Here is a 24,605-nt window from a genome sequence, read left to right on the forward strand (position 1 = left end):
CGATCCGGAGGGTGACATGTCGCTGCACGAGGAGGTCGGCCGCATCGCGACCGCCGCACCGGATCGCACCGCGGTGCGGACCGGGGGAAGGTCGACCGGCTACGCCGAGCTCGACCGGCTGGCGGGCGCGCTGGCCGCGGCACTCACCGGCGCGGGGCTGCGGCCCGGCGGCGTCGTCGCGGTGCGCAGCAGTGCGCGGGCGGACTACGTGACCGCGATGCTCGCCGTGTGGCGGGCGGGCGGGGTGTACCTGCCGCTGGACCCCGAAGCCCCCGCCGGGCGCACCCTGGACATGCTCGACGACGCGGGCGCGGCCCTGCTCGTCGAGGACGGCGTGGTCCGCGAGACCGGCATCGCCGCCCGCGGCGCGACCGCCGGCCTGGCGTACCTGATCTACACCTCCGGTACCACCGGCCGTCCCAAGGGCGTCGCCGTCGACCACACCGCGCTGGCCGCGCACGTCCCTGCCATCGCGGAACGCTTCGGGATCACCGGCCAGGACGTGGTGCTGCAGCTCGCGGGCCCGTCCGTCGACGTCGCCGTCGAGCAGATGCTGACCGCTCTCACCTCGGGTGCGTGCCTGGTGCTGCCCGAACGGCGGTTGCTGTCGGTCGACGAGCTGCTGCGCCTCATCGAGGACGAGCAGGTCACCGTGGCCAACCTCCCCGCCGGCTACTTCCACGACTTCGCCGCCGCTCTGGACCGGGTGCCGCCGTCGTTGCGTCTCATGGTCTCCGGCAGCGACCGGCTGTCCCCGGCCGCGGCGGCCGAGTGGACCCGGCGCACCGGCGTGCGGCTGCTCAACGCCTACGGCCCCACCGAGACCGTGATCACCGCGACCGTGCACGAGACGGCCGGGGAGACCGGTTCGGTGCCGATCGGCACGCCGGTCGGTGGGCGGCGCGCGCACGTCCTCGACGGTCTGCGCCCGAGCGACGAGGGCGAGCTGTACCTCGGCGGTCCCGAGCTGGCAGTGGGCTACCTCGGTAGTGCGGCGCTGACGGCCGCGCGCTTCCTGCCCGACCCGTCCGGCCCCGCGGGGTCGCGCATGTACCGGACGGGCGACACCGTCCGCCGTGGCCCTGACGGCGTGCTCGACTTCGTCGGCCGCGGTGACGACCAGGTCAAGGTCCGCGGCTACCGGGTGGAGCTGGGCGAGGTGCAGCACACCCTCGCCGCGCACCCGGCCGTGGAGACCTGCGCGGTCGTCCCGCACGGCACCGGCCTGGCCGCCTACGTCACCGGCACGGCGGACACCGCCGAGGTGCGCGACTTCCTCACCCGTCGGCTGCCCGCGCACATGGTCCCCGCCTCGGTCACCGTGCTCGACCGGTTGCCTCTCACCGACGGCGGCAAGGTCGACCGTGCTGCGCTGCCCGTTCCCGCCACTTCCGAAGCCGTCCCCGATGACGACGCTCCTCGCGACCACACAGAGCAGTTGCTCGCCGGGATCTGGGCCGACGTCCTGGGGGTTCGCCGGATCGGTCTGCACGACAACTTCTTCCACCTCGGCGGCGACTCCCTGACCGCCGTCCGGGTCGCGAGCCGCGTGTTCGAGGCGTTCGGCCCGGTCTCGCCCTACCTGGTCTTCGAGGCCCCCACACTCGCCGAGTTCGCCGCCGCGCTGCGCGCCGGCTCGACGCCCGCCCGGCCCGGCCCGGTCGCTCTGCCCGGCTCCCCCGCGCCGTTGTCCCGGTTCCAGCGCGGCCTGTGGCTGCGGGAGTGCTGGGAGCCCGGCGGCTCGGTCTACAACGTGCCCTGGCTGTTCCACTTCTCCGGTCCGCTCGACACCGCCGCGCTGCGCCAAGCCCTGCAGTCGGTGGCCGACCGGCACGACGCGCTGCGCTCGACCGTCGGCACGGACGCGGACATGGCACCCGTGCTGGTCGTCCACGACCGCGTGGAGGTCCCGTTCACCGAGTCCCACGCGGAGCTCGAGCACCAGGTCGCCGACGTCGCGCAGCTCCCGTTCGATCTCGCCGAAGGGCCGCTGCTGCGGGCCCGCCTGGTCCACACCGGCCCCGGCGAGGCGACTCTCGTGCTCGTGCTGCACCACATCGTCTGGGACGAGGGTTCGCTGCGGGTGCTCGACCGTGAGCTCCGCGAGTGCTACCTCGCCACCGTCGAGGGCCGTGCGCCTCGCCTGGCCGACTTGACCGTCCAGTACAGCGACTACGCACGTTGGTCCACTGAGGACTCACTCGAGTCCGATGTGGACTATTGGGTCGAGCACCTGCGTGGTGCGCCGTCGGCCCCCGCCATCAGTCCTGACCACGACGGCACCGCCGCCACCGGACGTGGCGGAGTCCTGCCCTTCGCGTTCGAACCGGAGCTCGCCGAGGGAGTGCGTGCCCTGGCCCGTGCCGCCGGCGCCACCCCGTACCTCGTGCTGCTGGCCGCCCTCGTCGAGGCGCACCGTCGCCGCGGGGTCGCCGACGTGGTGATCGGCACCCCGGTCAGCGTCCGCGACCGCGCCGAACTCGACGCGCTCGTCGGCTACTTCATCAACCTCGTCCCGCTGCGCTTCCGGCCCGACGGCGAGGAGCTGACCGGCCGCGACCTCCTCGACCACGTGCGTTCGGTGGCGCTGGACGGCTTCCGTCACCAGGGCGTGCCGTTCGAGGAGATCGTCGCCGCGACCTCCGGCGAGCGCAGCGGCGCGGGCACCGTCCTGTTCCAGCTGGTCTTCGAGATGCACACCGCCGACGCCGCGACGGCCCCGTACGGCGCGGTCGCCGTCGAGAAGCGGTTGCACTCCAACGAGTTCTCCCGGTTCGACCTGTCCTGGTCGGTCGAGGACGACGGCGTCGGCTTCCACGGCCGCGTCGAGTACGCCGCCGACCTGTTCGACCCCGCCACCGCCGAGGCGCTGGGCGCCCAGTGGCGGACGGTGGTCGAGGAACTGGTCGCCGACCTCGACGCGGAACTGCCCGCCCCGGCCGAGCCCGTCGACATCCACACCCCCGTGCACTTCCGCATCGCCGAGCAGGCCGGGCGGACCCCTGACTCGACCGCTCTCGTCTCCGGCGCGGAGTCGCTGACCTACGCGGAACTCGACGCCGCCGCCAACCGCGTCGCCCGGCACCTCGCCGCGCTCGGGGTCGTCCCCGGCGACGTGGTGGCCGTCCGCATCCCCCGCGACACCGCCCTGGTCGTGGCGCTGCTCGCCGTGCTCAAGGCGGGTGCGGCCTACACGCTGCTCGACCCCGACCTGCCCGCCGCCCGCCAGGAGCAGGTGATCACCGACGCGGGTGTGCGGCTGGTCGTCACCGCCGACACGGTGGCGGGAGCTTCAGACGACACCGGCGAGTTCGCGGTGCCGGTCGACGCCGATGCCGTCGCCTGCGTCATGTACACCTCCGGCTCCACCGGCCGTCCCAAGGGCGTCGCCGCCACGCACCGGGCGCTCGCGGCCACCTACAGCGGCCAGGACTACGCCGGTTTCGCCTCCGACGAGGTCTGGCTCCAGTGCTCGCCGGTGTCGTGGGACGCGTTCGGGCTGGAGCTCTACGGGGCCCTGATGTTCGGCGGGACGTGCGTGCTGCACCCCGGCCAGCGGCCCGACCCGCAGACCATGGCCGAGCTGGTCGCCCGGCACGGGGTCACCCAGCTGCAGCTGTCGTCGAGCCTGTTCAACTTCCTGGTCGACGAGCTCCCGGAGGTCTTCGCCGGCCTGCGAGTGGCGTTCACCGGCGGTGAGCGCGCCTCGGCCGCCCACATCGCCCGCCTCGCCGAGCGGTACCCGCACGTGCGGGTCGTGAACGGCTACGGGCCGGTGGAGAGCATGGGCTTCACCACCACCCACGACGTGGCTTCGATCGATCCCAGCGCGGCGGTGCCCATCGGCCGGGCCGTGGTGCACAAGGGAGTGCACGTCCTCGACGAGAAGCTCCAGCCGGTCGGCGGCAGCGAGCAGGGCGAGATCTGGGTGACCGGCGCGGGCCTCGCGCTGGGCTACGTCGCCCAGCCGGGGATCACCGCCGGACGCTTCCTGCCCGACCCGTTCGGTCCGCCGGGGTCCCGGATGTACCGCACCGGCGACATCGGCGGCTGGAACCAGGACGGCACGCTCGCCATCACCGGCCGCGCCGACGACCAGGTCAAGATCCGCGGGTTCCGGGTGGAGCCCGGCGAGGTGGCCACCGTGCTCGCGGGGTGGTCCGCGGTCGGTGACTGCGCGGTCGTGGCCCACGAACCGGTGCCCGGACAGCCCCGCCTCGCCGCCTACGTCACCGCCCGCGACGACGTCGTCCCGGATCTCGCCGGCGTGCACGACTTCCTGGCGGGCCTGCTGCCCGACTACATGCTGCCGTCCAGCGTGACCGTTCTCGACGCGCTCCCGTTGACCCCCAACGGGAAGCTCGACCGGGCCGCCCTGCCCGTCCCCACCGGGACCGTGGCCGCTCCTTCAGGCGGACCGGCCGCGACCGACGCCGAACGGCTGGTGGCGCGGGTGTGGGCCGAGGTGCTCGGGCTCGCCGAGGTCGGGCCGCACGACAACTTCTTCCGCGTCGGCGGCAACTCCCTGGCCGCCGTGCGGGTCGCCATGCACCTGTCCAGCGCGACCGGGTCCCGCGTCCTGCCACGGCAGGTGTTCGCCGCACGGACCGTGAGCGCCCTCGCCCGCACGCTCGAGACGACTGGAGCAGCACAGTGAGCACCACGACGCCGGTCTCCGGCCTGCAGCGCGGCCTGTGGTTCATGGACCGCTGGAACCCGGGGTCTCCCGCCTACCTCGTGCCGTGGGTCTTCGAGTTCGACGGGACGGTCGACGCCGATGTCCTGCACCGCGCGCTGCGGTTGCTGGTCGGACGACACGAGGCCCTGCGCACCACGTTCGACCTCGGCCCGGATGGTCCGGTCAGGACGGTCCACAGTGGGGTCCGACTGCCGTTCGCCTCGGTCGCCGTCGACGGGCAGGCCGCCCTGGACGCCTTGCTGGACTCCGAGACCCGCACCGGGTTCGACCTGGCGGAGGGGCCGCTGCTGCGGGCCACCCTGGCCACCGGACCGGGGGTGCCGGACACGCTCGTCCTCGTCGTGCACCACATCGTGTGGGACGGCTGGTCGGCCGGGGTGTTCGAACGCGAGCTGGCCGCGGCGTACACCTCCCTCGCCGCGGACCGGGAGCCCGACCTCACCCCTCTGGCCACCGTTCACGACATCGCGGTGTCCACAGAGGACTCGCTGGCCTACTGGGCCGAGCGGCTCGCCGGTGCGCCCGCCGAACTGACGCTTCCCTCGGACCGGTCCCGCCCGTCCAGCCGGACGTTCGCGGGTGGCACCGAGACGTTCGGCCTGCCGGTGGGCACCGCCGGCCGCGTCCGCGACCTGGCCGCCAACCTCGGCGCGACGCCGTTCGTGGTGCAGGTGGCCGCGTTCGCCGCGCTGCTGCACCGCTACACCGGCGCCAGGGACCTGGTGGTCGGCACCCCCGTCACCACCCGCGACCGCCCCGAACTGGCGAACGTCGTCGGCTACTTCGTCAACATCGTCGCCCTGCGCGTGACCGTCGACCCCGCCGCCACCTTCGCGGACCTGGTCGAGCAGGTCCGCGACGCGGCCTTCGACGCCTACGCCTACCTCGACGTGCCCTTCGACGAGGTCGTCGACGCGCTGGCGCTGGAACGTTCGGCCCGGCACGCGCCGCTGGTGCAGGTCGTCTTCGGCGCGCACGCCGAGGACCCGGCCCCACTGCGCTTCGGCACGGCCACCGCGACTCGGCGCATGCACCACAACGGCACCAGCAAGTTCGACCTGACCTGGTCGACCTTCGACGACGGCGAACTGCGCGGCGAGGTGGAGTACGCCACCGACCTGTTCGACCGGGAGACCGTGCTGCGCATGGCCGGCCACTGGCGCACCCTGCTCGCCGCGGCGCTGGACGCGCCGGAGGACCCGCTGTGGCGGCTGAGCCCGCTCGACGCCGCCGAGACCGCCGCCGCGCTCGCACCTCCGCGCGCCGCCCTGGCCGCCTTGCCGTCGTCGGCCACTCCTCTTCCGCTGCACCGCGCGTTCGAGGCCGCTGCCGACGCCCACCCCGACCGCCTCGCGCTGACCTGCGGGGAGCGGTCGTGGACGTACGCGGAGCTGGACGCGGCCGCCAACCGCGTCGCCCACACGCTGGCCGCCGACGGCGTGCGCCGGGGTGACCGGGTCGGGGTGCTGCTGGAGCGCGGCGAGCGGGTCGTCACGGCGATCCTGGGCGTGCTCAAGGCGGGCGCGGCCTACGTGCCCGTCGACCTGGCAACTCCCCGCGACCGCGCCGAGTTCGTCTTCGCCGACACCGGCGTCGACGTGGTCGTCACCGACGACTACCTGGCCGGGCCGCGGCTGGCGCAGGCGCCGTCGCACCGGCCGGAGGTGTCCGTCGAGCCGGCCGACCTGGCCTACGTGATCTTCACGTCCGGCTCGACCGGCAGGCCCAAGGGCGTCGCGGTCTCGCACGAGCACGTCGGCAGGTTGATGCGGTCGGGCGCGGACCACTTCGCGTTCGCCGAGACCGACGTGTGGACCCTGTTCCACTCCTACGCCTTCGACTGGACGGTCTGGGAGCTGTGGGGGCCGCTGCACCACGGCGGACGGCTGGTCGTGGTGCCCCGCGTCGTCAGCCGCTCGCCCGAGGCGTTCGCTGATCTGCTGGCCTCCGAAGGTGTCACCCGGTTGTGCCTGACCCCGTCGGCGCTGCGGACGCTCGAGGGCGTGCTGCGCACGTGGCCGCTTCCGTTGCCCGCGTTGCGTTCGGTCATGCTCGGCGGCGAGGCGCTCGACCCGGCCGTGGTCCGCCGTTGGTTCGCACTGGAGCACTGCCCGCCCGCGGTGCTGTGCAACCTCTACGGCATCACCGAGACCACGGTGCACGTCACCACCCTCGACCTGCCCGACGCGGCCGCGTTCAGCCGCAGCCTGGTCGGCGAGCCCATGCCGCACCTGTCGGCGCTGGTGCTCGACGAGCGCCTGCAGCCGTGCCCGGTCGGCGTCGCCGGCGAGCTGTACATCGGCGGCGGGTCGCTGGCCAACGGGTACTGGGGACGGCCGGGGCTCACCGCACGGCGGTTCCTGCCCGACCCGTACGGCGTCGTGCCCGGTGGCCGGCTCTACCGCACCGGGGACGTGGCGCGGCGGCTGCCGGGCGGCGGCCTGGAGTACGTGGGCCGCTGCGACGACCAGGTCAAGGTCCGCGGGTTCCGCATCGAGCTCGGCGAGGTCGAGAACGCCGTCGCCGCCCACCCCTCGGTCACCTCGTGCGTGGTCACGGTGCACGACGACAGGCTTGCCGCCTACGTCACCGTCGACGGCACGCCGCCGTCGTACGCCGAGCTGCGCGCGTTCCTCGCGGAAACGTTGCCAGAGCACATGATCCCGGCGACGGCGACCGTGCTCGCGGTGATCCCGCTGACCGTCAACGGCAAGGTCGACCGGGCCGCGCTGCCCGCCCCCGATCTCGGGTCCGTGCGCGACACCGACGCGCACGTGGAACCCGCCACGCCGCAGGAGCACGCGCTCGCCGAGGTCTACGCCGAGGTGCTCGGTGTCGACGGGGTGGGTGCCCGGGACAACTTCTTCCACCTGGGCGGCGACTCCATCCGCGCCGTGCACCTCGCGGGGAAGCTGCGCGAACGCGGCTGGACCCTGTCGCTGCCGGACCTGTTCGGCGCGCCGACGCCGGCCGAGCTCGGCCCGCTGCTGAAGGCCTGCAGCGGCCGGGAGAAGCGGTCAGCGCCGTTCGACCTGGTGTCCGAAGTGGACCGCAACGCGCTGCCCGCCGACGTCGTGGACGCCTACCCGATGGCGGCCATGCAGATGTCGATGATCTTCCACATGGAACTGTCCGACGACGCGGGCGGCTACCACAACGTCAACAGCTACCGGGTCGCCGGCACGCTCGACGAAACCGCGCTGCGGCAAGCAGTCGGCGACGCCATGACCCGGCATCCCGTGCTGCGGACCACCCTCGAAGTCTCGCGCTACAGCGAGCCGTTGCAGCTGGTGCACGCCGAGGCACCGATTCCGGTGCACGTGGAGGACCTGCGCGGGCTGAGCCCCGACGAGCAGGACGCCGCGGTCGCCGAGGTGTTCGACGACAACGTCGCCGCCCGGTTCGACCTGCGCACCGCCCCGCTGTTCCGGGTCACCGCCCAGCACCTGGCCGATGACGCCTTCCAGCTCACCGTCGCCGAGCACCACGCCATCCTCGACGGCTGGAGCTTCACCTCGTTGCTCGCCGAGGTCCTCGAACGCCACAGCGCTCTCTCCTCCGACCCCGGCCACAAGCCGCTGCCCGAGCCCAGGTCGACCTTCCGCGAGTTCGTCGCCGTCGAACGGGAAGCGCTGGCCTCGCAGGACAGCGAGCGGTACTGGAAGTCCACACTGGACGGAACGAGCGGAGCGATCTGGTCCAGCGGGCCACCGGCGCTCGACGAGCCGGAGATCCCGCGCACGATCGAACGCGTCGTCCCCGGCGCCGACGCGATGCTGCGCGAGACCGCCCGCCGGCACGGCGTCACGGTGAAGACCGTCGGCCTCGCCGCGCACGTCGCCGCGCTGCACCGGGTCACCGGCCTGCCGCGCTTCACCACCGGACTGTCGGTCAACGGCAGGCTGGAGACCGACGGCGGCACCGAGGCGTACGGCCTGTTCCTCAACACCGTTCCCCTGGTGGTCGACTTCGCCGAGACCGGCGCGGACGCCACCCGCCTGATCACGGCGATGCACGAGGCCGAGGCGGCGATGCTCCCCCACCGCCGCATGCCGTTCGCCCGCATCGCCCGCCACCTCGCCGACACCCGGCTGGAGGCCTGCTTCGCCTTCCTGCGCTTCCACTCGCTGGGCAGGCTGGCCGACTCCCCGACCCGCCTGCTCGACGACCGCATCGGCTGCGAGCCGACCATGCGCTACGAGCCGACCAGCTTCGCCCTCGGCGCCGCCCTGGTGCAGGACCCCTCGTCGGCACGGGTTCTCCTCGCTGTCGACCACCTGCCCTCGGTCGTCCCCGACGACGTCGCCGACGCCTACACCGACGCCTACGTCGAGGCGCTGCACGTGCTCGCCGGCGACGCCACCGCGGACCTGCGGGCCCCGGAGTTCGCCCGCTAGCCACAGATTTTCCCGTCACGGAAAGGAAAACCCATGGACGCGTTCACCGACTTCGCCGTGGTGATCAACCACGAGGAGCAGTACTCGATCTGGCCGACCGAGCTGGACGTGCCGGCGGGCTGGCACACGGTCGGCAAGAGCGGCGCGCAGCAGGAATGCCTCGACTACATCGACGAGGTGTGGACCGACATCCGCCCGCTGAGCCTGCGCACCGCGCTGGGGGTCTGACATGACCGCCACCACCGACATCGAGGACGTGGTCGCCGCTGTGTGGGCCGACGTGCTCGGCGTCGAGCGGGTCGCGCCGACCGACGGGTTCTTCGCGCTGGGCGGCTACTCGCAGCAGGCGGTGCGCACCGTGCACCTGCTGCGCGACCGCCTGGGCGTGGCCGTCACGCTGCGGGACCTGATGTCGGCGAGCACGCTGGCCGACTTCACCGCCGCCGTGCGGGTCCGTGCCGAGGCGGGCGCGCCCGCCCGGCCGATGCCGCGCCTGACCGGCAGGCGCGGCACGCGATGACCACCGCCGTCGCCCGCCCGGTCGTGCTGGACGACTGGTCCTACCTGCCCTGTCCGCAAGGGCCGCGGGCCCGGCGCCTGGTGTGCTTCCCGCACGCGGGCGGCGACGTCGGCACCTTCGCGGAGCTCGCCGCCGCGGTCGGACCGGACGTCGAGGTGCTCGCCGTCCGCCTGCCCGGCCGGGGCGGGCGCTTCACCCACCCGCTGCCGGGGACCTTCGCCGAGCTGACGTCCGCGGTCGCCGCGGGCGTCGGCCCCCGGATCGGCCAGGACGCGGTGTTCTACGGCCAGAGCTTCGGCGCCCTGCTCGCCTACGAGGTGGCGGTGGCGTTGGGGCGCAGGGGTCCCGCGGCGGTCGTGGCCGCCTCGGCTCCCGCCCCGGCCGACTGGGAACGCACAGTCCGGGACGTCGTGGCCGACCCCGCCGCCGGAGCCGAGCGGTTGCTCGCCGAGTGCGGGCTGACCGTGCCCGACGACGACGCGGTCCGCGCCATGGTGCTGGCCGTGCTGCGCGCCGACATCGCCGTCGGCGCGACCTACCGGCACCGGCAGGGCCCACCGGCCCGGTTCGCCGTCCACGCCCTGGCGGGCGCCGCCGACCACGGCGCCAGTCCGCCCGGGACGTGGGCGAACACCACGGCAGGCCCGTTCACCTCGGCGGTGCTGCCCGGCGGGCACCTGCTCGTCGCACCCGGCGACCCCGGGCCGGTCGACCTCCTCCGAACCCTCTGCCTGGGAGCGCGCAGTGACCACCACGACCGTTGACCTGACCGACGCCCGCCTCTGGGCAGACCCCGGCATCGGCGCGCTCGTCGACGACCTGCGCGCCCTCGCCCCGGTGCAGCTCACCCACACCGCCCAGGACGGTCCGGTGTGGTCGGTGCTGTCCTACGAGCACTCCTCCGCGGTGCTCACCGACGCCGCCACCTACGGCTCCACCGGCGGGTCCCTGCTCGGCACCGGTGGCGCACCCGCCGGAGCCGGGAAGATGATGGCGCTGACCGACGGCAAGCACCACCGCGACCTGCGGGCCCCGCTGCTGCCGTTCTTCTCCCCCAAGGGCGTGCGCGGCAGCGCCGAGCGCATCGACGACCTCGCCGCGCAGGTGGTCGCCGGTGCGGTGGCCAAGGGACAGGTCGACCTGGTCGAGGTCATGGCCACCGTACCGCTGGTGGTCATGTGCGACGTCCTCGACATCCCCGAGTCCGACCGCGACATGGTCGTGTCGGTGTGCGACGCGGCGTTCCTGGGCACCACCCCGCAGGACCGCAGGGCCGCCCACCAGCGGCTGCTGCCGTACCTGTTCGACCAGGCGATGCGCCGCCGGATGGCACCGGCCGGCGACCTGATCAGCGTCCTCGCCACGCACGAGGTCAAGGGCAGGCTGCTGCCGATCGAGGACGTCGTCCTCAACCTGGACAACATCATCGTCGGCGGCGTGCAGACCGTCCGGCACACCGCGGCGATGAGCATCATGGCGCTGCTGGACAACCCCGCGGAGTTCCAGCGGCTGCGTGAAGGCGCCGTCGACGTCGACTCCGCCACGGACGAGCTGCTGCGTTACACCTCCGTCGGCCTGCACGTGCTGCGCACCGCCACGCGCGACGCGGTTCTGGGCGGGGTCGACATCAAGGCCGGCGACAAGGTCGCGGTGTGGACGTGGGCCGCCGACCACGACGCGGCCGCGTTCGACGCCCCGCACGAGTTGCGCCTGGACCGCTCGCCCAACCGGCACCTGGCGCTGGGCGTCGGCCCGCACTACTGCATCGGCGCGCCGCTGGCCAAGGCCGAGCTCGGCGCGGTCTACCGGGCGCTGCTGGACCAAGTCGCCGAGATCGAGGTGACCGGGGAACCGGTGCACAACCAGTCGATCATCAACTTCGGCTTCGACCACCTGCCCGTCACCCTGCACGCGCGCTGAGAGAGGTCCCTTCCCATGTCCCAGACGACAGTCAGCGACGCACGCCCGTCCCCACCCCGAAGGCCCGGCTGGCCGCGCGTCGGCGTCGTGCTCGGCGGCCAGGGCGTGTCGCTGATCGGCGACCAGGTGTTCTTCATCGCCGCGGTGTGGGCGGCCGCCCAGATGGGCGGGACCACCGCCGTCACCCTGGTCACCCTGGCCGAGTCGGTGCCCCGCGCCCTGGCGATGATCTTCGGCGGGGTGCTGTGCGACGCACTGGGACCGCGAGTCGTGTTGCTGCGCACCACGTCCGTGCGGATCGCGGTGCTCGCCGTGGCCACCGTGATCGCGCTCAACTCGCCGTCGGTGTGGCTGCTCGTCGTCGTGGCGGCGTTGGAAGGCGCGCTGCTGGGCCTGGGCACGCCGTCGTTCGGCACGCTCATGCCCCGCATGGTGGAGGGCGACCAGCTCGGCAGGGCGAACTCCATCCGCACCATGGTGGCCCGGTTCGCTCCGATCATCGGGTCCCCGTTCGGTGCGTGGCTCGTCGCGGAGGGACAGCTCCCGATCGCCCTGGGCGTGGTGACGGTGGGCTGTGTGGTCGCGCTGCTGTGCCTGGCGCCGGTCACCAAGGAGATCTCCGCACCCACCGCGGCGCCGAGCGGGGTGCCGATGTGGAAGCGCACCGGCGACGGGCTGAAGCTGCTCCGCTCCGACCGCAAGCTGCGTCTGCTGTTCCTCTCCGCGCTGTGCCTCGACTTCGCCTTCGCCTGGCCGATGAACCCCGGCCTGCCGGTGCTCGTGATCGAACGCGGCTGGCAGGTCTCCGCCGTGGGCCTGGTGATCGCCTGCTGGGCGGGCGGTGCGCTGGCCGGAGCGGGGATCAGCGCCGTCGTCGGCGAACGGGTACCGCTGTCGATTCGGCTGGTGGGCAGCGGCGTCGGCATCGGCGTGCTGCTGGTGGCGATGGTGTTCGCTCCCACCCTGGCTCTGATGGCCGTCCTGTCGGCGGCCCTCGGCGTCTGCTCCGGGCTCAACGGGCCCGCGGCCGTCACGCTCTACCAGAAGGCCGCCCCCGCCGACCGGCTCGGCACCGCCATGGCGATGCTCGCGCTGGCGGGCATCGGCTGCGCCCCCTTCGCCTACGCCCTCTCCGGCGCCCTCGCCGGCCTCACCTCGCCCGAGCTCGCCTGGGCGGTCACCGCGCTGGTCGCGTTCGGCGGGCCCGTCACGGCCGCCCGCGCGCTGCGGATCCCGTCGGTCTAGAAAGGAAAGCCCACCATGTCCGCACTGTCGTTCGGCCAGCAACGGCTGTGGTTCCTCGACCAGCTCGACGGTCCCGGGGCCGCCTACAACGTCCCGGTCGCCCTGCGGCTGCGCGGACCACTGGACGTCACCGCCCTGCGCGCCGCCGTCGCCGACGTGGCGGACAGGCACGAGGTGCTGCGCACGGTCATCCCGATCGTGGACGGGACGCCGGGGCATCGCGTGATCGAGGACGCGCGACCGCCCTTCGAGGTCGTCGACGCCGAGTTGCCCGCAGCGCTCGTCGCGGCGGCGTCGCGGCCGTTCGACCTCTCCACCGAGATCCCGTTGCGCACCACGCTGTTCCGCGTCTCGCCCGACGAGCACGTGCTGTTGGTGCTGCTGCACCACATCGCCGCTGACGGCGGTTCGTTCGGCCCGCTGCTGCGCGACCTCGACACCGCGTACACCGCCCGTGCGACGGGCGTCGCCCCGAACTGGGCGCCGCTGGAGGTCCAGTACGGCGACTTCGCCCTGTGGCAGCGCGAGGTGCTCGGCGCCGAGGACGACCCGGACAGCCTGCTCGCCGAGCAGCTGGCGTACTGGGAAGGCAGGCTGGCCGGCCTTCCGGAGCGGATCTCGTTGCCCGCCAACGGACAGGGCACCGGCGCCGGGATCGTCGAGGTGGAGCTGCCCGCGCCGCTCTGCGCGAGGCTGGCCGACGCGGCGCGCGCGGCAGGCTGCACCCCGTTCGTCGGCCTGCAGGCGGCGGTCAGCGCCCTGCTGGGCCTGAACGGCGCCGGGCAGGACGTCGTGCTGGGCACCCCGGTCTCGGGCAGGCAGGACCCCGCGCTGGACGACCTGGTGGGCTTCTTCGGCAACACCCTGGCGCTGCGCACCGACCTCGCCGGCGACCCCGGCTTCGCCGAGCTGCTGCGCCGGGCCAAGGAGACCGCGTTCGACGCCTACGCCCACCAGGACGTGCCGTTCGAACGGGTCGTCGAGCGGCTCGGCGTGGACCGCGGCTCCCCCGCGCACCCGGTCTACCAGGTCATGCTGGTCCTGCAGGAGGACTCGGCCCCGCCGCGGCTCGACGGGCTCGGCGTCACCGTGGAACCGCTCGACCTCGCCGCGGCCAAGCTCGACCTGAGCGTGGTGTTCGCCCGCCGCACCGACGGCGGCATGGACTGCCAGCTCGAGTACGCGGCCGACCGGCTCGACCGCGCCTTCGTGGCGCACCTCGGCGACACCCTGGTGCGTCTGCTCGACCTCGCACTGTCCACTCCGGACGTCCCGCTGTCCCGCCTCGGCCTGCCCGCCGCGCCGGCCGCCTCGGCGCACGTGGAGAAGCCGGCGCCGGCCGAGGAGGCCCCGGTCCGCCGGGAGCCGCGCGACGAACGCGAGCGCGTCCTCTGTGGACTGTTCGCGGACGTGCTCGGCCTGGAGTCGGTCGGCGTCCACGACGGGTTCTTCGCCCTGGGCGGGCACTCCCTGCTCGCGACGCGGCTGATCAGTCGTGTCCGCGCGGCGCTGGGCTTCGAGCTGGGCCTGCGCACGTTCTTCCGCGCGCCCACCGTCGCCGGGGTCGCCGCCGCCCTCGACAAGGCCTCCGGCACGGCCCACCCGCCGCTGGTGGCCCGCCCACGCCCGGAGGCGGTGCCGTTGTCACCCGCCCAGCAGGGCCTGTGGTTCCTCGCCGGCGTGCGCGGCCAGGACCGCGCCTACACGATCCCGTTGACCCTGCGCCTGACCGGACGCGTCGACGTGCCCGCCCTCGCCACCGCCCTGCGCGACGTCGTCACCCGTCACGAGAGCCTGCGCACGGTGTTCCCCGCCGTCGACGGGCAGCCGCGCCAGCACGTCCTCGCCGAGTTCGGCGACGTGCTCACCGCGCGCCGTTGCGCCGCGGCCGACCTCGACCGGCTCGTCGACGAGGCAGCCGGCGCACCGTTCGACCTCGCCGCCGACCTCCCGCTGCGCGCCACCCTGCTGTCCACATGCGACACCGCGTCGGTGCTCGTGCTCGCCCTGCACCACATCGCGGGCGACGGCGTGTCGAGCGGTCCGCTGCTGCGCGACCTGGGCACCGCCTACGAGGCCAGGCTGGCCGGCTGCGCACCCGGTTGGACGCCGCTGCCGGTGCAGTACGCCGACTACACCCTCTGGCAACAGGAACTGGACCTCGACGGCCGCGTGGACTTCTGGAAGACCGCGCTGGACGGCCTGCCCGAGGAGATGGCCCTGCCCTACGACCGGTCCCGCCCAGTCGACCCGACCCACGCCAAGGACGCCGTCACCGCCCAGGTCGGCGCCGGCACCCACGCCGCCCTGGCAGCCCTGGCCCGCGCCAACCAGGCGACGCTGTTCATGGTCGTGCACGCCGCACTCTCCGCCGCGCTGACCCGCATGGGCGCGGGCACCGACATCGTCATCGGCACCCCCGTGGCCGGCCGCGCCGACGAGGTCCTCGACGACCTGGTCGGGTTCTTCGTCAACTCCCTGGTGCTGCGCGTGGACACCGCCGGCGGGCCCGCGTTCACCGACCTGCTCAGCCGCGTCCGCGACACCGACCTGGCCGCGTACGCCGCCGCCGACGTGCCCTTCGACCGGCTGGTCAAGGAGCTCAACCCGCCGCGCGTGCTCGCCCGTCACCCGCTGTTCCAGGTGGCGCTGTCGCTGACCGGCGGCGAGGAGGCCGGACCTCGGCTGGCCGGACTCGACGTCCGGCTGGCCGACGGCACGCAGGGCAACGCCAAGTTCGACCTCACCCTGACCGTCGACGAGAAGCCCCACGCCGGAGGCCTGGACTGCACGCTGGAGTTCAGCACCGACCTGTTCGACCCGGCCACCGCGCGGCGTCTGCTCACCGCCCTCACCCTCGTCCTGACCGCCGTCGCCGCCGACCCCGGCAGGGCCGTCGACCGCCTGCCCGTGCTCGACTCCGCCGACAGCGCACTGGTCCTGCACGAGTGGAACGACACCGGCGCGGCCTTCCCGGACGAGACCGTGCACGCCCTGTTCTCCGCCCACGCCGCCGCCCGCCCCGACGCCGTCGCGCTGATCACCGACGACGCGCAGATCAGCTACCGCGAGCTGGACGAGCGGTCCAACCGCGTCGCCTGCCACCTGCGCGACAGTGGCGTGCGGCGCGGGGACGTCGTCGGCATCGCGCTGGAACGCGGCGTCAACCTCGTCGCCGCCGTGCTCGGCGTGTTCAAGGCGGGCGCCGCCTACACCGTTCTCGACCCCGCGCTGCCCGCCGCGCGCGTCCGCGAGATCGGTGCCGACGCCGGCGTCGGCACCACGCTCACCCCTGAACGGATGGCTGAAGCCGCCGGACTCTCCGCCGCGCCGGTCGACATCCCCGGCGCGCCCACCGACGCGGCGTGCGTCATGTTCACCTCGGGCTCCACCGGGCGCCCCAAGGGAATCCTGGGCTCGCACCGCTCGATCGTGGCCAGCCTGCTGTCGCAGTCCTTTTTGGACCTCAACGCGGAACAGGTGTGGCTGCAGTGCTCGCCGGCGTCGTGGGACGCCTTCGTGCTGGAGCTGTTCGGACCGCTGCTGTCGGGGGCCGCCTGCGTGCTGCACCCCGGATCGCGACCCGAACCCGCCGTCGTCGCCCGGCTCATCCCCCGGCACGGCGTCACCACCGCCTACCTGTCTGCCAGCCTGTTCAACTACCTGGTCGACGAGCACCCGGAGGTCTTCGCCGGGCTGCGCCAGGTGATGACCGGCGGTGAGGCCGCCTCCACCCGCCACGTCGGCGAACTGCTGCGCCGCCACCCGCACGTGCGCCTGGTCAACGGCTACGGCCCGGTGGAGAACATGATCATCGGCACCAGCCACGCGCTGACGCCGGCCGACGCACTCGGCCGGTCGGTCCCGGTCGGCCGCTCCCTCGCCAACAAGCGCACCCACGTGCTCGACGCCGCCCTCCAGCCGGTACCGCCTGGCGTCATCGGCGAGGTCTACCTGTCCGGTCTCGGCCTCGCGGAGGGGTACCTCGGCCAGTCCGGCCTGACCGCGGGCCGGTTCCTCACCAGCCCGTTCGACGGTCCCGGCGAACGCATGTACCGCACCGGCGACCTGGGCCGCTGGCGCGCCGACGGCGTGCTGGAGTACGTCGGCCGCACCGACGACCAGGTCAAGATCCGCGGCTTCCGGGTGGAGCCGGGCGAGGTCGGCGCGGTGCTCACCCGCCACCCCGCCGTCGCCCAGGCCGCCGTCGTCGTCCGCGAGGACCGCCCCGGCGACAAGCGTCTGGTCGCCTACCTGGTGCCCGCGGACGACGCGCTCGACACCGCCGGAGTCCGCGCGCACGCCGCCGCCGCGCTGCCCGACTACCTCGTGCCCGGCGCGTTCGTCGTGCTCGACGCCCTCCCGCTGACCCCCAACGGCAAGCTCGACCGCCGCGCCCTGCCCGCCCCGTCGGCCGAGGCCGCCACCGACCACACACGGCCGCGCACGGCCCGCGAGGAGATCCTCTGCGGGATGTACGCCGACCTGCTCGGCGTCGACGGCGTCGGCGTCCGCGACGGCTTCTTCGACCTCGGCGGCCACTCGCTGCTGGCGGCCAAGCTCATCGCCCGCGTCCGCACCACCTTCGACGCGGAGATCGCGCTGGCCGACGTGTTCGCCGACCCCACCGTCGAGGGCGTCGCCGCCGCCGTCGACCGCGCCGGGGGCAGGCCCGTCCGCCCCGCCCTGGTCGCGGGCCCCCGGCCGCGGGTGCTGCCCCTGTCGCCCGCCCAGTCCCGGCTGTGGTTCCTCAACCGCATGGAGAACCAGGGCGCGGGCTACGCCGTCCCGTACGCGCTGCGCCTGACCGGTGCGCTGGACCGCGGCGCTCTCGAGGCCGCCCTGCACGACGTCGTCGGCAGGCACGAGGCGCTGCGCACGGTCTTCCCCGAGGTCGACGGCACCCCCTGCCAGGTCGTGCTCGACGAGTGGCGGCCCGCGCTGGACGTCGTCGGCCACACCGACCTCGACGCCGCGCTCACCGATGCGGCACGCCAGGAGTTCGACCTCGCGGTCGAAGCGCCCGTGCGCACCACGCTGTTCGTCACCTGCCCCGACGAGCACGTGCTTCTCCTGCTGCTGCACCACATCGCCGTCGACGGCGCGTCCCTGGGCCCGCTGGTCCGCGACCTGCGCACCGCCTACACCGCGCGGCTGGCGGGCGCCGAGCCCGGCTGGACGCCGTTGCCGGTGCAGTACGCCGACTACACCCTCTGGCAGCGCGACCTGCTCGACTCCCTGCTGGCAGGCCAGGTCGAGCACTGGCGCGGCGCGCTCGCGGGCCTGCCCGACGAACTGGCGCTGCCCACCGACCGCCCCCGCCCCGCGGTTGCCACCCACCGGGGCGGCACGGTGCCCGTCCAGATCGACGCCGCCCTGCACGCCCGGCTGCTGGAGCTGGCCGGGAAGCACCGGGTGACGCTGTTCATGGTCCTGCAGGCCGCGCTCGCCACCCTGCTCACCCGCGTCGGCGCGGGCACCGACATCCCGATCGGCACCCCGGTCGCCGGCCGCGCGGACCGCGCGCTCGACGACGTCGTCGGGTTCTTCGTCAACACCCTCGTGCTGCGCGTCGACACCGCGGGCGACCCCGCCTTCACCGACCTGCTCGCCAGGGTCCGGGAGACCGACCTGCGCGCGTTCGAGCACCAGGACGTTCCGTTCGAGCGGCTCGTGCGGGAGTTGAACCCGGCCCGGTCCCTGGCCAGGCACCCGCTGTTCCAGGTCTCACTGGTGCTGCAGAACACCGACCAGGCCGACCTGTCCCTGCCGGGCCTCTCAGTCGCCGAGCACGAGATCGGCGCCCAGAGCGTCAAGTTCGACCTGGGGCTGGGCTTCGCCGAGGCGCCCGGCGGCGGGCTGGACGGCTCCCTGGCCTACGCGGCCGACCTGTTCGACGCCGGCACCGCGCGGAGCCTGGCCGACCGGTTCCTCCGCGTGCTGGCCGCGGTTGCCGCCGACCCCGGCCTGCGCACCCGCGAGATCGACGTCCTCGACCCGGCCGAGCGCACGCTGATCCTTCAGGACTGGAACGACACCGCCGCCGACGTGCCCGCCACGACCCTGCCCGCCCTGTTCACCGCCCAGGTCGCCCGCACCCCGCACGCCCCCGCGGTCGAGTTCGACGGCACCGGCCTGACCTACGCCGAACTGGACGAGCGCGCCACCGCGCTGGCCCACGCCCTGCACCGCGCGGGGGCAACCCGTGGCCGCACGGTCGGCGTGGCGCTGCCGCGTTCGCTGGACCTGATCATCGCGCTGTACGCCGTGCACAAGACGGGCGCGGCCTACCTGCCCGTCGACCCCGGCTACCCGGCCGACCGGGTGGCGCACATGGTCGCCGACGCCGCACCGGTGCTCATGCTCACGCCGGAGTCGCTGGCCGCTCTTCCTCTTGTCACCGAGGAGATCCCGCTGCCGACGGCGACGCCGGACGACGCGGCGTACGTCATCTACACCTCCGGCTCCACCGGCAAGCCCAAGGGCGTGGTCGTCCCCCACTCCGGCATCGTGAACCGCCTGCTGTGGATGCAGGACCGCTACCACCTGACGCCGTCGGACCGCGTCCTGCAGAAGACCCCGTCGAGCTTCGACGTGTCGGTGTGGGAGTTCTTCTGGCCGTTGATCACGGGCGCGGTGCTGGTCGTGGCGAAACCCGAGGGCCACAAGGATCCCGACTACCTGGCCGGCCTGATCGAGAGCGCCGGCGTCACCGTCGCCCACTTCGTCCCGTCGATGCTGGAGGTCTTCACCGCCTCCGTCGCCCCCGGCCGTTGCAGCAGCCTGCGCCAGGTCGTCTGCAGCGGTGAGGCCCTGCCCACCCCGCTGGCCGAGCGCTTCGCGGCGGGCTTCACCGCTCACCTCGACAACCTCTACGGCCCTACCGAGGCGTCCGTCGACGTGACCTGGCAACGGTTCCAGCACGACCCGACCCCGTCCGTCCCCATTGGACGTCCGGTGTGGAACACCCAGGTCTACGTCCTCGACCCCGCGCTGTCCCCGGTGCCCGCCGGCGCGACCGGCGAGCTCTACCTCTCCGGCACCCAGCTCGCCACCGGCTACCTCAACCGCCCCGCCACCACCGGCCAGCGCTTCGTCCCCAACCCCCACCGCCCCGGCGAGCGGATGTACCGCACGGGTGACCTGGTCCGCTGGCACGACGGCGGGGTGCTGGAGTACCTGGGTCGCACCGACGACCAGGTCAAGATCCGCGGCGTGCGGATCGAGCTGGGCGAGGTCGCCGCCGCCGTCTCCGCTCACCCGTTGGTGGCCCAGGCGGCCGCGGTGGTCCGCGAAGACCGCCCCGGCGACAAACGCCTGGTGGTCTACACCGTGCCCGCGGGGTCTGTCTTCGACCCGGCCGCGGTGCGCGAGTTCGCGGCGCGGTCGCTACCCGAGGCCATGGTCCCCGCGGCCGTCGTCGCGCTGGCGGAACTGCCGCTGAGCCCTTCGGGCAAGCTCGACCGCAAGGCCCTGCCCGCCCCCGACTTCACCCGCACTCCCACCCGCCTGCCGCGCGACCACCGCGAACGCGTCCTCTGCGCCGTGTTCGCCGACGTCCTCGGCCTGGACTCCGTCGGTGTCGACGACGACTTCTTCGACCTGGGCGGCCACTCCCTGCTCGCCACCCGCCTGGTCGACCGCGTCCACCGCGCCCTCGGCGTGCGCGCCACCATCCGCGCCGTCTTCGACGCCCCCACCCCCGCAGGGCTGGCCACCCGCCTCGACGAGACCGACACCGATCCCCTCAACGTCCTGCTCCCGTTGCGCTCCAACGGTTCCAGGGCACCCCTGTTCTGCGTCCACCCCGCCGCGGGCATCGGCTGGGTCTACTCAGGACTGCTCCGCCACCTCGACGACCGCCCCGTCCACGCCCTGCAGTCCCGCGCTCTCACCGAACCGTGGACCGGCACCCTGGACGAGATGGTCAAGGACTACGTGGCCGAGATCCGCGCCGTCCAGCCCGAGGGTCCTTACCACCTCCTGGGCTGGTCCTTCGGCGCCCAGGTCGCCCACGCCATCGCCACCCGCCTGCAGGCCGAGAACGCGGAGGTGGCCTTCCTGGCCCTCCTCGACGGCTACCCCAGCACCGCCGCGGACTCCTCTCCTGCGATGCCCTCCGACCCCACCGCCGACCTCCTGGCCTCCCTGGGCCGCACCTCTCTCGACGACCTCGTCCCCGTCCTGGGCGCCCGCGCCGTGGCCGCCCTGCCCGCCGTCTTCGCCCACAACCGCCATCTCTCCGACACGCACACCCCCACGACCGCCTACCGCGGCGACGCCCTGTTCTTCCAGGCCACCGAGGGCCGAACCGACTCCTCACCGCACCCCGAGGCGTGGGCCCCCCACATCACCGGCACTCTGCACCTCCACCCCGTCGCCACCACCCACGGCGACATGACCCATCCCGTCCCCATGGCGGAGATCGCCAGCACCATCGCCGGCCACCTGAACCGCTGACACCCCAACGGAACCGGCGCACTCAGCCGACGGTGGTCGGGGCCGCACCGTCGAGCGTGTCCGGCGGTGCGGCAACGGGTGTCAGGATCCGGTGCTTCACGTGGCGGGCGTACTCGTCGACGAAGGTCTCAAGGCCGACGTAGAGCTCAGAGCCGATCTCGGCCCGGCACTTGGTGATGTCGGAGCGGCAAAGGTCGTAGCACCGCTGCAGGTTCGTACTCGTTGATCAGGCCGCCAAGCACTCGCCGACGACGTACAGATCTACAACCTAGGTCTCCGGTCGGGTGATCGGGTCGTGGTGGAGTGTGGTTTCGCGCCTGGTGTGGTCGCCGGTGGTTGTAGTGGGACACGTAATGGTTGAGCACTGACCTCAGGTGCCGCTCGTTGATGATCAGCAGCCGATCCGTGACCTCGCGTCTAACGGTGCCAACAAACCGTTCCGCGTAACAGTTAGCCCGCGGACATCGCGGTGGGATCTTCACAACGTCGATGCCAGCGTCAGCGAGAACGGAATCGAACGACGCCGTGAATTGGCCGGCCCTGTCACGAACCAGGAAACGAAACTCGTTCGCCCGGCCGTCCAGCTCCATGAGGAAGTTGCGAGCCTGCTGAGTGATCCACGGGCCGTCCGGGTTGGTAGTAGTGCCGAGGATGTGGACATAGCGGGCGCCGACCTCCATCACGAACAACACGTACACCCGCCTCAACGCGACGACGCAGTCGACATGGAAGAAGTCGCACGCCAGCATGCTCGCCGCCTGAGCACGCAGGAACCGTCGCCACGACGTGTCGAAGTCTCGAGTCGGCGCAGGCGGAATCCGAAGCCGCTTCAGTACACGACGAACAGTCGACGCGGCCGTCCGATGACCAAGCTTGAGCAGCTCACCTTGGATGCGCCCGTAACCCCAGCCCGCGTTCTCCCGCGCCATGCGCTCGATCAACGCCACCACGACCTCATCGACCCGCGGCCGCCCAGCCCGGTTCGGGTAGGTCCACTTCTTGGCGACCAACCGTCGATGCCACCGCAACACCGTGCCCGGAGACACCAACCGGTGCTCTCTCAGCCACACCGGCAACCGCCGAACCAACGCGGCCAGCACCGCACGATCAGCCCAATCCCACCAAGGACGGCGCTGACCTCGACGCAACACCGAGACCTCATGCCGCAACACCAACAACTCGACGTCCTTGACCACCGAGGACCGACCGAGCAGGACCACCCGACCACCGCAGCTCAACGCATGTGTGCAGAGTTCTGGCACCCCACACCGAGGCCACGCCGCACGATCACCGCAGCTCAGCCGGCGAGTGCAGGGTTCTGCCAGCTCACAGACGAAACCTCGGGCAGGTGGGCGAAGTAGTCGCGCGGCTGTCACGTGTCCCGGATGCACTCGCTCCCGCACGCCCCTGTGGAACGCGGTTGACCACTTGGCCGCGACGGGCCACGTGCTCCCCTACCCCAGCAGGCCGCGGTAGACGAGCACGTGGCGGGCGGCTGCCCTTTCCCAGCTGTAGCCGGCGGCGAGGGCCCGTCCTGCCGCCTGACGAGAACCGGGTTCGGCGCACGCGGCGCGCATCTGGGCGGCGAAGCCGGCCGGGTCCGTGGCGAAGCGGGCGACGGTGCCGAAGACCTCGCGCAGCACGGGCAGGTCACGGGTGACCACGGGCACCCCGGCCGCGAGGGCTTCCATCGCGGCCAGGCCGAAGCCCTCCTTGTTGGACGGGAAGGCGAACACGCTCGCGGCGGCGACGAGGGACGGCAGTTCGTCGTGCTCGACCGGGCCGAGCACGACGGGTTCGACCCCGAGCTCGGCGGCTCGTGCGTCGAAGCGGGCGCGGTAGTCGCGGTAGTCGAACAGGGTCTCGCCGCCGGCGATCACGAGCTGGATCTCCGGATCGGACTCCCGCAGCAGCGCGTACGCCTCCAGGAGGTCCAGCGTGCCCTTGCGCGGCTCGATGCCGCCGACGGCCAGCACGTAGCGGCCCAGCCGTGAACGCCATCGGCGCAGCCCGAGCACGTCCTCGGCCGCCCGCTCGAACCGTCGCGAGTCCACCCCGTTCGGGATGACGTCGGCGTGGATTCCCCAGCCCTGTCTGAGTTCCTCCGCCACCGCCGCGGAGACGCAGACGTGGGCGAACGGCTCCCTGATCGCTCGTTCGTGGCAGGCGATGAGCTCGGGAGTGGTGAAGTGGTCGATGTGGTGGACCGTGCGGACGCACCGCGACACGGCGTTGGCACTGATGCAGTCCTGGGCGTGGACGATGTCGTAGCCGGAGTGGTCGAAGGCGGCGCGCAGGGTGTCGATGGAGCGCAGGATGCGGGCGCCGACTCCTTCTCCGTCGCTGTCCGGGAACGGCACGATCTCCTGCCGGACCGCGGGGGCGACCGGGCGGAAGAAGCGGCTGTCGCCGCCACGGCCGAGCGTCCACACCGTCACGTCCTCGCCCGCGGCCGCCAGCGCTTCGGCGAGTGCGAGGGTGTGCACGACGCCGCCACGTGGTTTGGTCGAGTAGCTCAGCAGCGCGATCTTCACGGGGTTCTCCGGTACGCGGCCGGGTTGAGCTCGCCGAGGTGGTGCAGCACCCGGCGGGCGGTGGCGACCTCCGCGGCCACGTCGAGCTCCGCGACGGCAATGCCGGCTTTGCTCCAGGTGCGGGCGAGGATGTCCCCGCCGGGTCCGACGACCTTGGCCTGCCCCAGGAAGCGCATCCCGCCCATGGCGCCGGTCTGGTTCGACGAGACGAGCACGACCTGGTTCTCGGCGGCACGCGCCTGGTCGTAGAGGTCGAACAGGCGGGACTGGCGGTCCTGGGCCATGCGCGGCGCGCGGTTGGTGATGCTCGTCGGCCACGCGGACAGGCACGCCACGATCTCGGCACCGTCCAGCGCCAGCGTCCGCGCCGACTCCGGGAACGTCTTGTCGTAGTCGATCAGCATGCCCAGCCGGCCGACGGGCGTGTCGAACGCGGCGAACGTGTCGCCCGGCGAGTAGGCGACGGTCTCCCCCGGCGGCTGGTGCACCTTGCGGTGGTGCCCGAGCACACCGTCCCCGGTCACGCACACCGCGGCGTTGTACCTGTCGCCCTCGGCCGCCTCGCAGTATCCGACGCAGACGACCATCTCGGCGGCCAGCGTCGCGATCTGCTTCACCAGCGGGCTGTCGCGTTCGAGAGCGGGCGGCAGCGCGTGCGGGTCAGGGTGGCGCAGGTCCGCGAGATAGCCGCCGAGTGCCGCGTCCGGCAGCACCAGCAGGGAGACCCCCGAAGCGCGGGCGTGGTCGATGAGTGTGGTGACGCGCTGCAGGGCGAAGTCGAGGTCCCGCCCGAAATGCGCGGCAACGGCACCTATCCGGATCGCTCCCAT

11 protein-coding genes are annotated in these 24,605 nt (G+C 73.1%); 8 read left to right on the forward strand and 3 right to left on the reverse strand.

Annotated elements, in window-relative coordinates:
- The first annotated feature begins 16 nt into the window (after window positions 1-16).
- The 8 genes from ACSHWB_RS38650 to ACSHWB_RS38685 are packed head-to-tail and all read left to right on the forward strand — an operon-like array spanning window position 17 to window position 21,241.
- Entirely contained in the window at window positions 17-4,657 is a 4,641-nt protein-coding gene (locus ACSHWB_RS38650; RefSeq protein ID WP_439658267.1) for an amino acid adenylation domain-containing protein, read from the forward strand.
- Window positions 4,654-9,096 carry an amino acid adenylation domain-containing protein gene (locus ACSHWB_RS38655; RefSeq protein ID WP_439658268.1) on the forward strand — a complete coding sequence of 1,481 codons (4,443 nt, stop codon included), beginning with the start codon at window positions 4,654-4,656 and terminating at the stop codon, window positions 9,094-9,096. Before ACSHWB_RS38650 ends, ACSHWB_RS38655 begins: the two co-directional genes overlap by 4 nt.
- A 33-nt stretch (window positions 9,097-9,129) precedes the next feature.
- The gene (locus ACSHWB_RS38660) at window positions 9,130-9,324 is read left to right on the forward strand and encodes an MbtH family protein (protein ID WP_319973835.1); all 195 of its coding nucleotides are present in this window, start codon (window positions 9,130-9,132) and stop codon (window positions 9,322-9,324) included.
- 1 nt (window position 9,325) lies between these two features.
- Window positions 9,326-9,616, forward strand: coding sequence for a phosphopantetheine-binding protein (locus ACSHWB_RS38665; protein WP_319973836.1), 291 nt, complete (start codon window positions 9,326-9,328; stop codon window positions 9,614-9,616).
- Entirely contained in the window at window positions 9,613-10,380 is a 768-nt protein-coding gene (locus ACSHWB_RS38670; RefSeq protein WP_439658269.1) for a thioesterase II family protein, read from the forward strand. The genes ACSHWB_RS38665 and ACSHWB_RS38670 overlap by 4 nt, the downstream gene beginning before the upstream one ends.
- Window positions 10,361-11,536: a cytochrome P450 gene (locus ACSHWB_RS38675; RefSeq protein WP_439658270.1), complete on the forward strand. Its 1,176-nt coding sequence runs from the start codon at window positions 10,361-10,363 to the stop codon at window positions 11,534-11,536. The genes ACSHWB_RS38670 and ACSHWB_RS38675 overlap by 20 nt, the downstream gene beginning before the upstream one ends.
- Before the next feature lie 15 nt (window positions 11,537-11,551).
- The gene (locus ACSHWB_RS38680; RefSeq protein ID WP_439658271.1) at window positions 11,552-12,781 is read left to right on the forward strand and encodes an MFS transporter; all 1,230 of its coding nucleotides are present in this window, start codon (window positions 11,552-11,554) and stop codon (window positions 12,779-12,781) included.
- A 15-nt stretch (window positions 12,782-12,796) separates the two neighbouring features.
- Window positions 12,797-21,241: an amino acid adenylation domain-containing protein gene (locus ACSHWB_RS38685; RefSeq protein WP_439658272.1), complete on the forward strand. Its 8,445-nt coding sequence runs from the start codon at window positions 12,797-12,799 to the stop codon at window positions 21,239-21,241.
- A gap of 146 nt (window positions 21,242-21,387) precedes the next feature.
- Here ACSHWB_RS38685 and ACSHWB_RS38690 read toward each other — a convergent pair whose 3' ends face one another.
- From ACSHWB_RS38690 to ACSHWB_RS38700, 3 genes are all read right to left on the reverse strand, one after another.
- A complete protein-coding gene (locus ACSHWB_RS38690; RefSeq protein ID WP_439658273.1) occupies window positions 21,388-22,461 on the reverse strand; it encodes an integrase core domain-containing protein in 1,074 nt (357 codons plus the stop codon).
- Window positions 22,462-22,695: 234 nt separating this feature from the next.
- The gene (locus tag ACSHWB_RS38695; protein WP_439658274.1) at window positions 22,696-23,775 is read right to left on the reverse strand and encodes an MSMEG_0565 family glycosyltransferase; all 1,080 of its coding nucleotides are present in this window, start codon (window positions 23,773-23,775) and stop codon (window positions 22,696-22,698) included.
- Window positions 23,772-24,605, reverse strand: coding sequence for a carbon-nitrogen hydrolase family protein (locus ACSHWB_RS38700; protein ID WP_439658275.1), 834 nt, complete (start codon window positions 24,603-24,605; stop codon window positions 23,772-23,774). Before ACSHWB_RS38700 ends, ACSHWB_RS38695 begins: the two co-directional genes overlap by 4 nt.

The sequence above is a fragment of the Lentzea sp. HUAS TT2 genome (assembly GCF_051853195.1).
Taxonomy (GTDB): domain Bacteria; phylum Actinomycetota; class Actinomycetes; order Mycobacteriales; family Pseudonocardiaceae; genus Lentzea.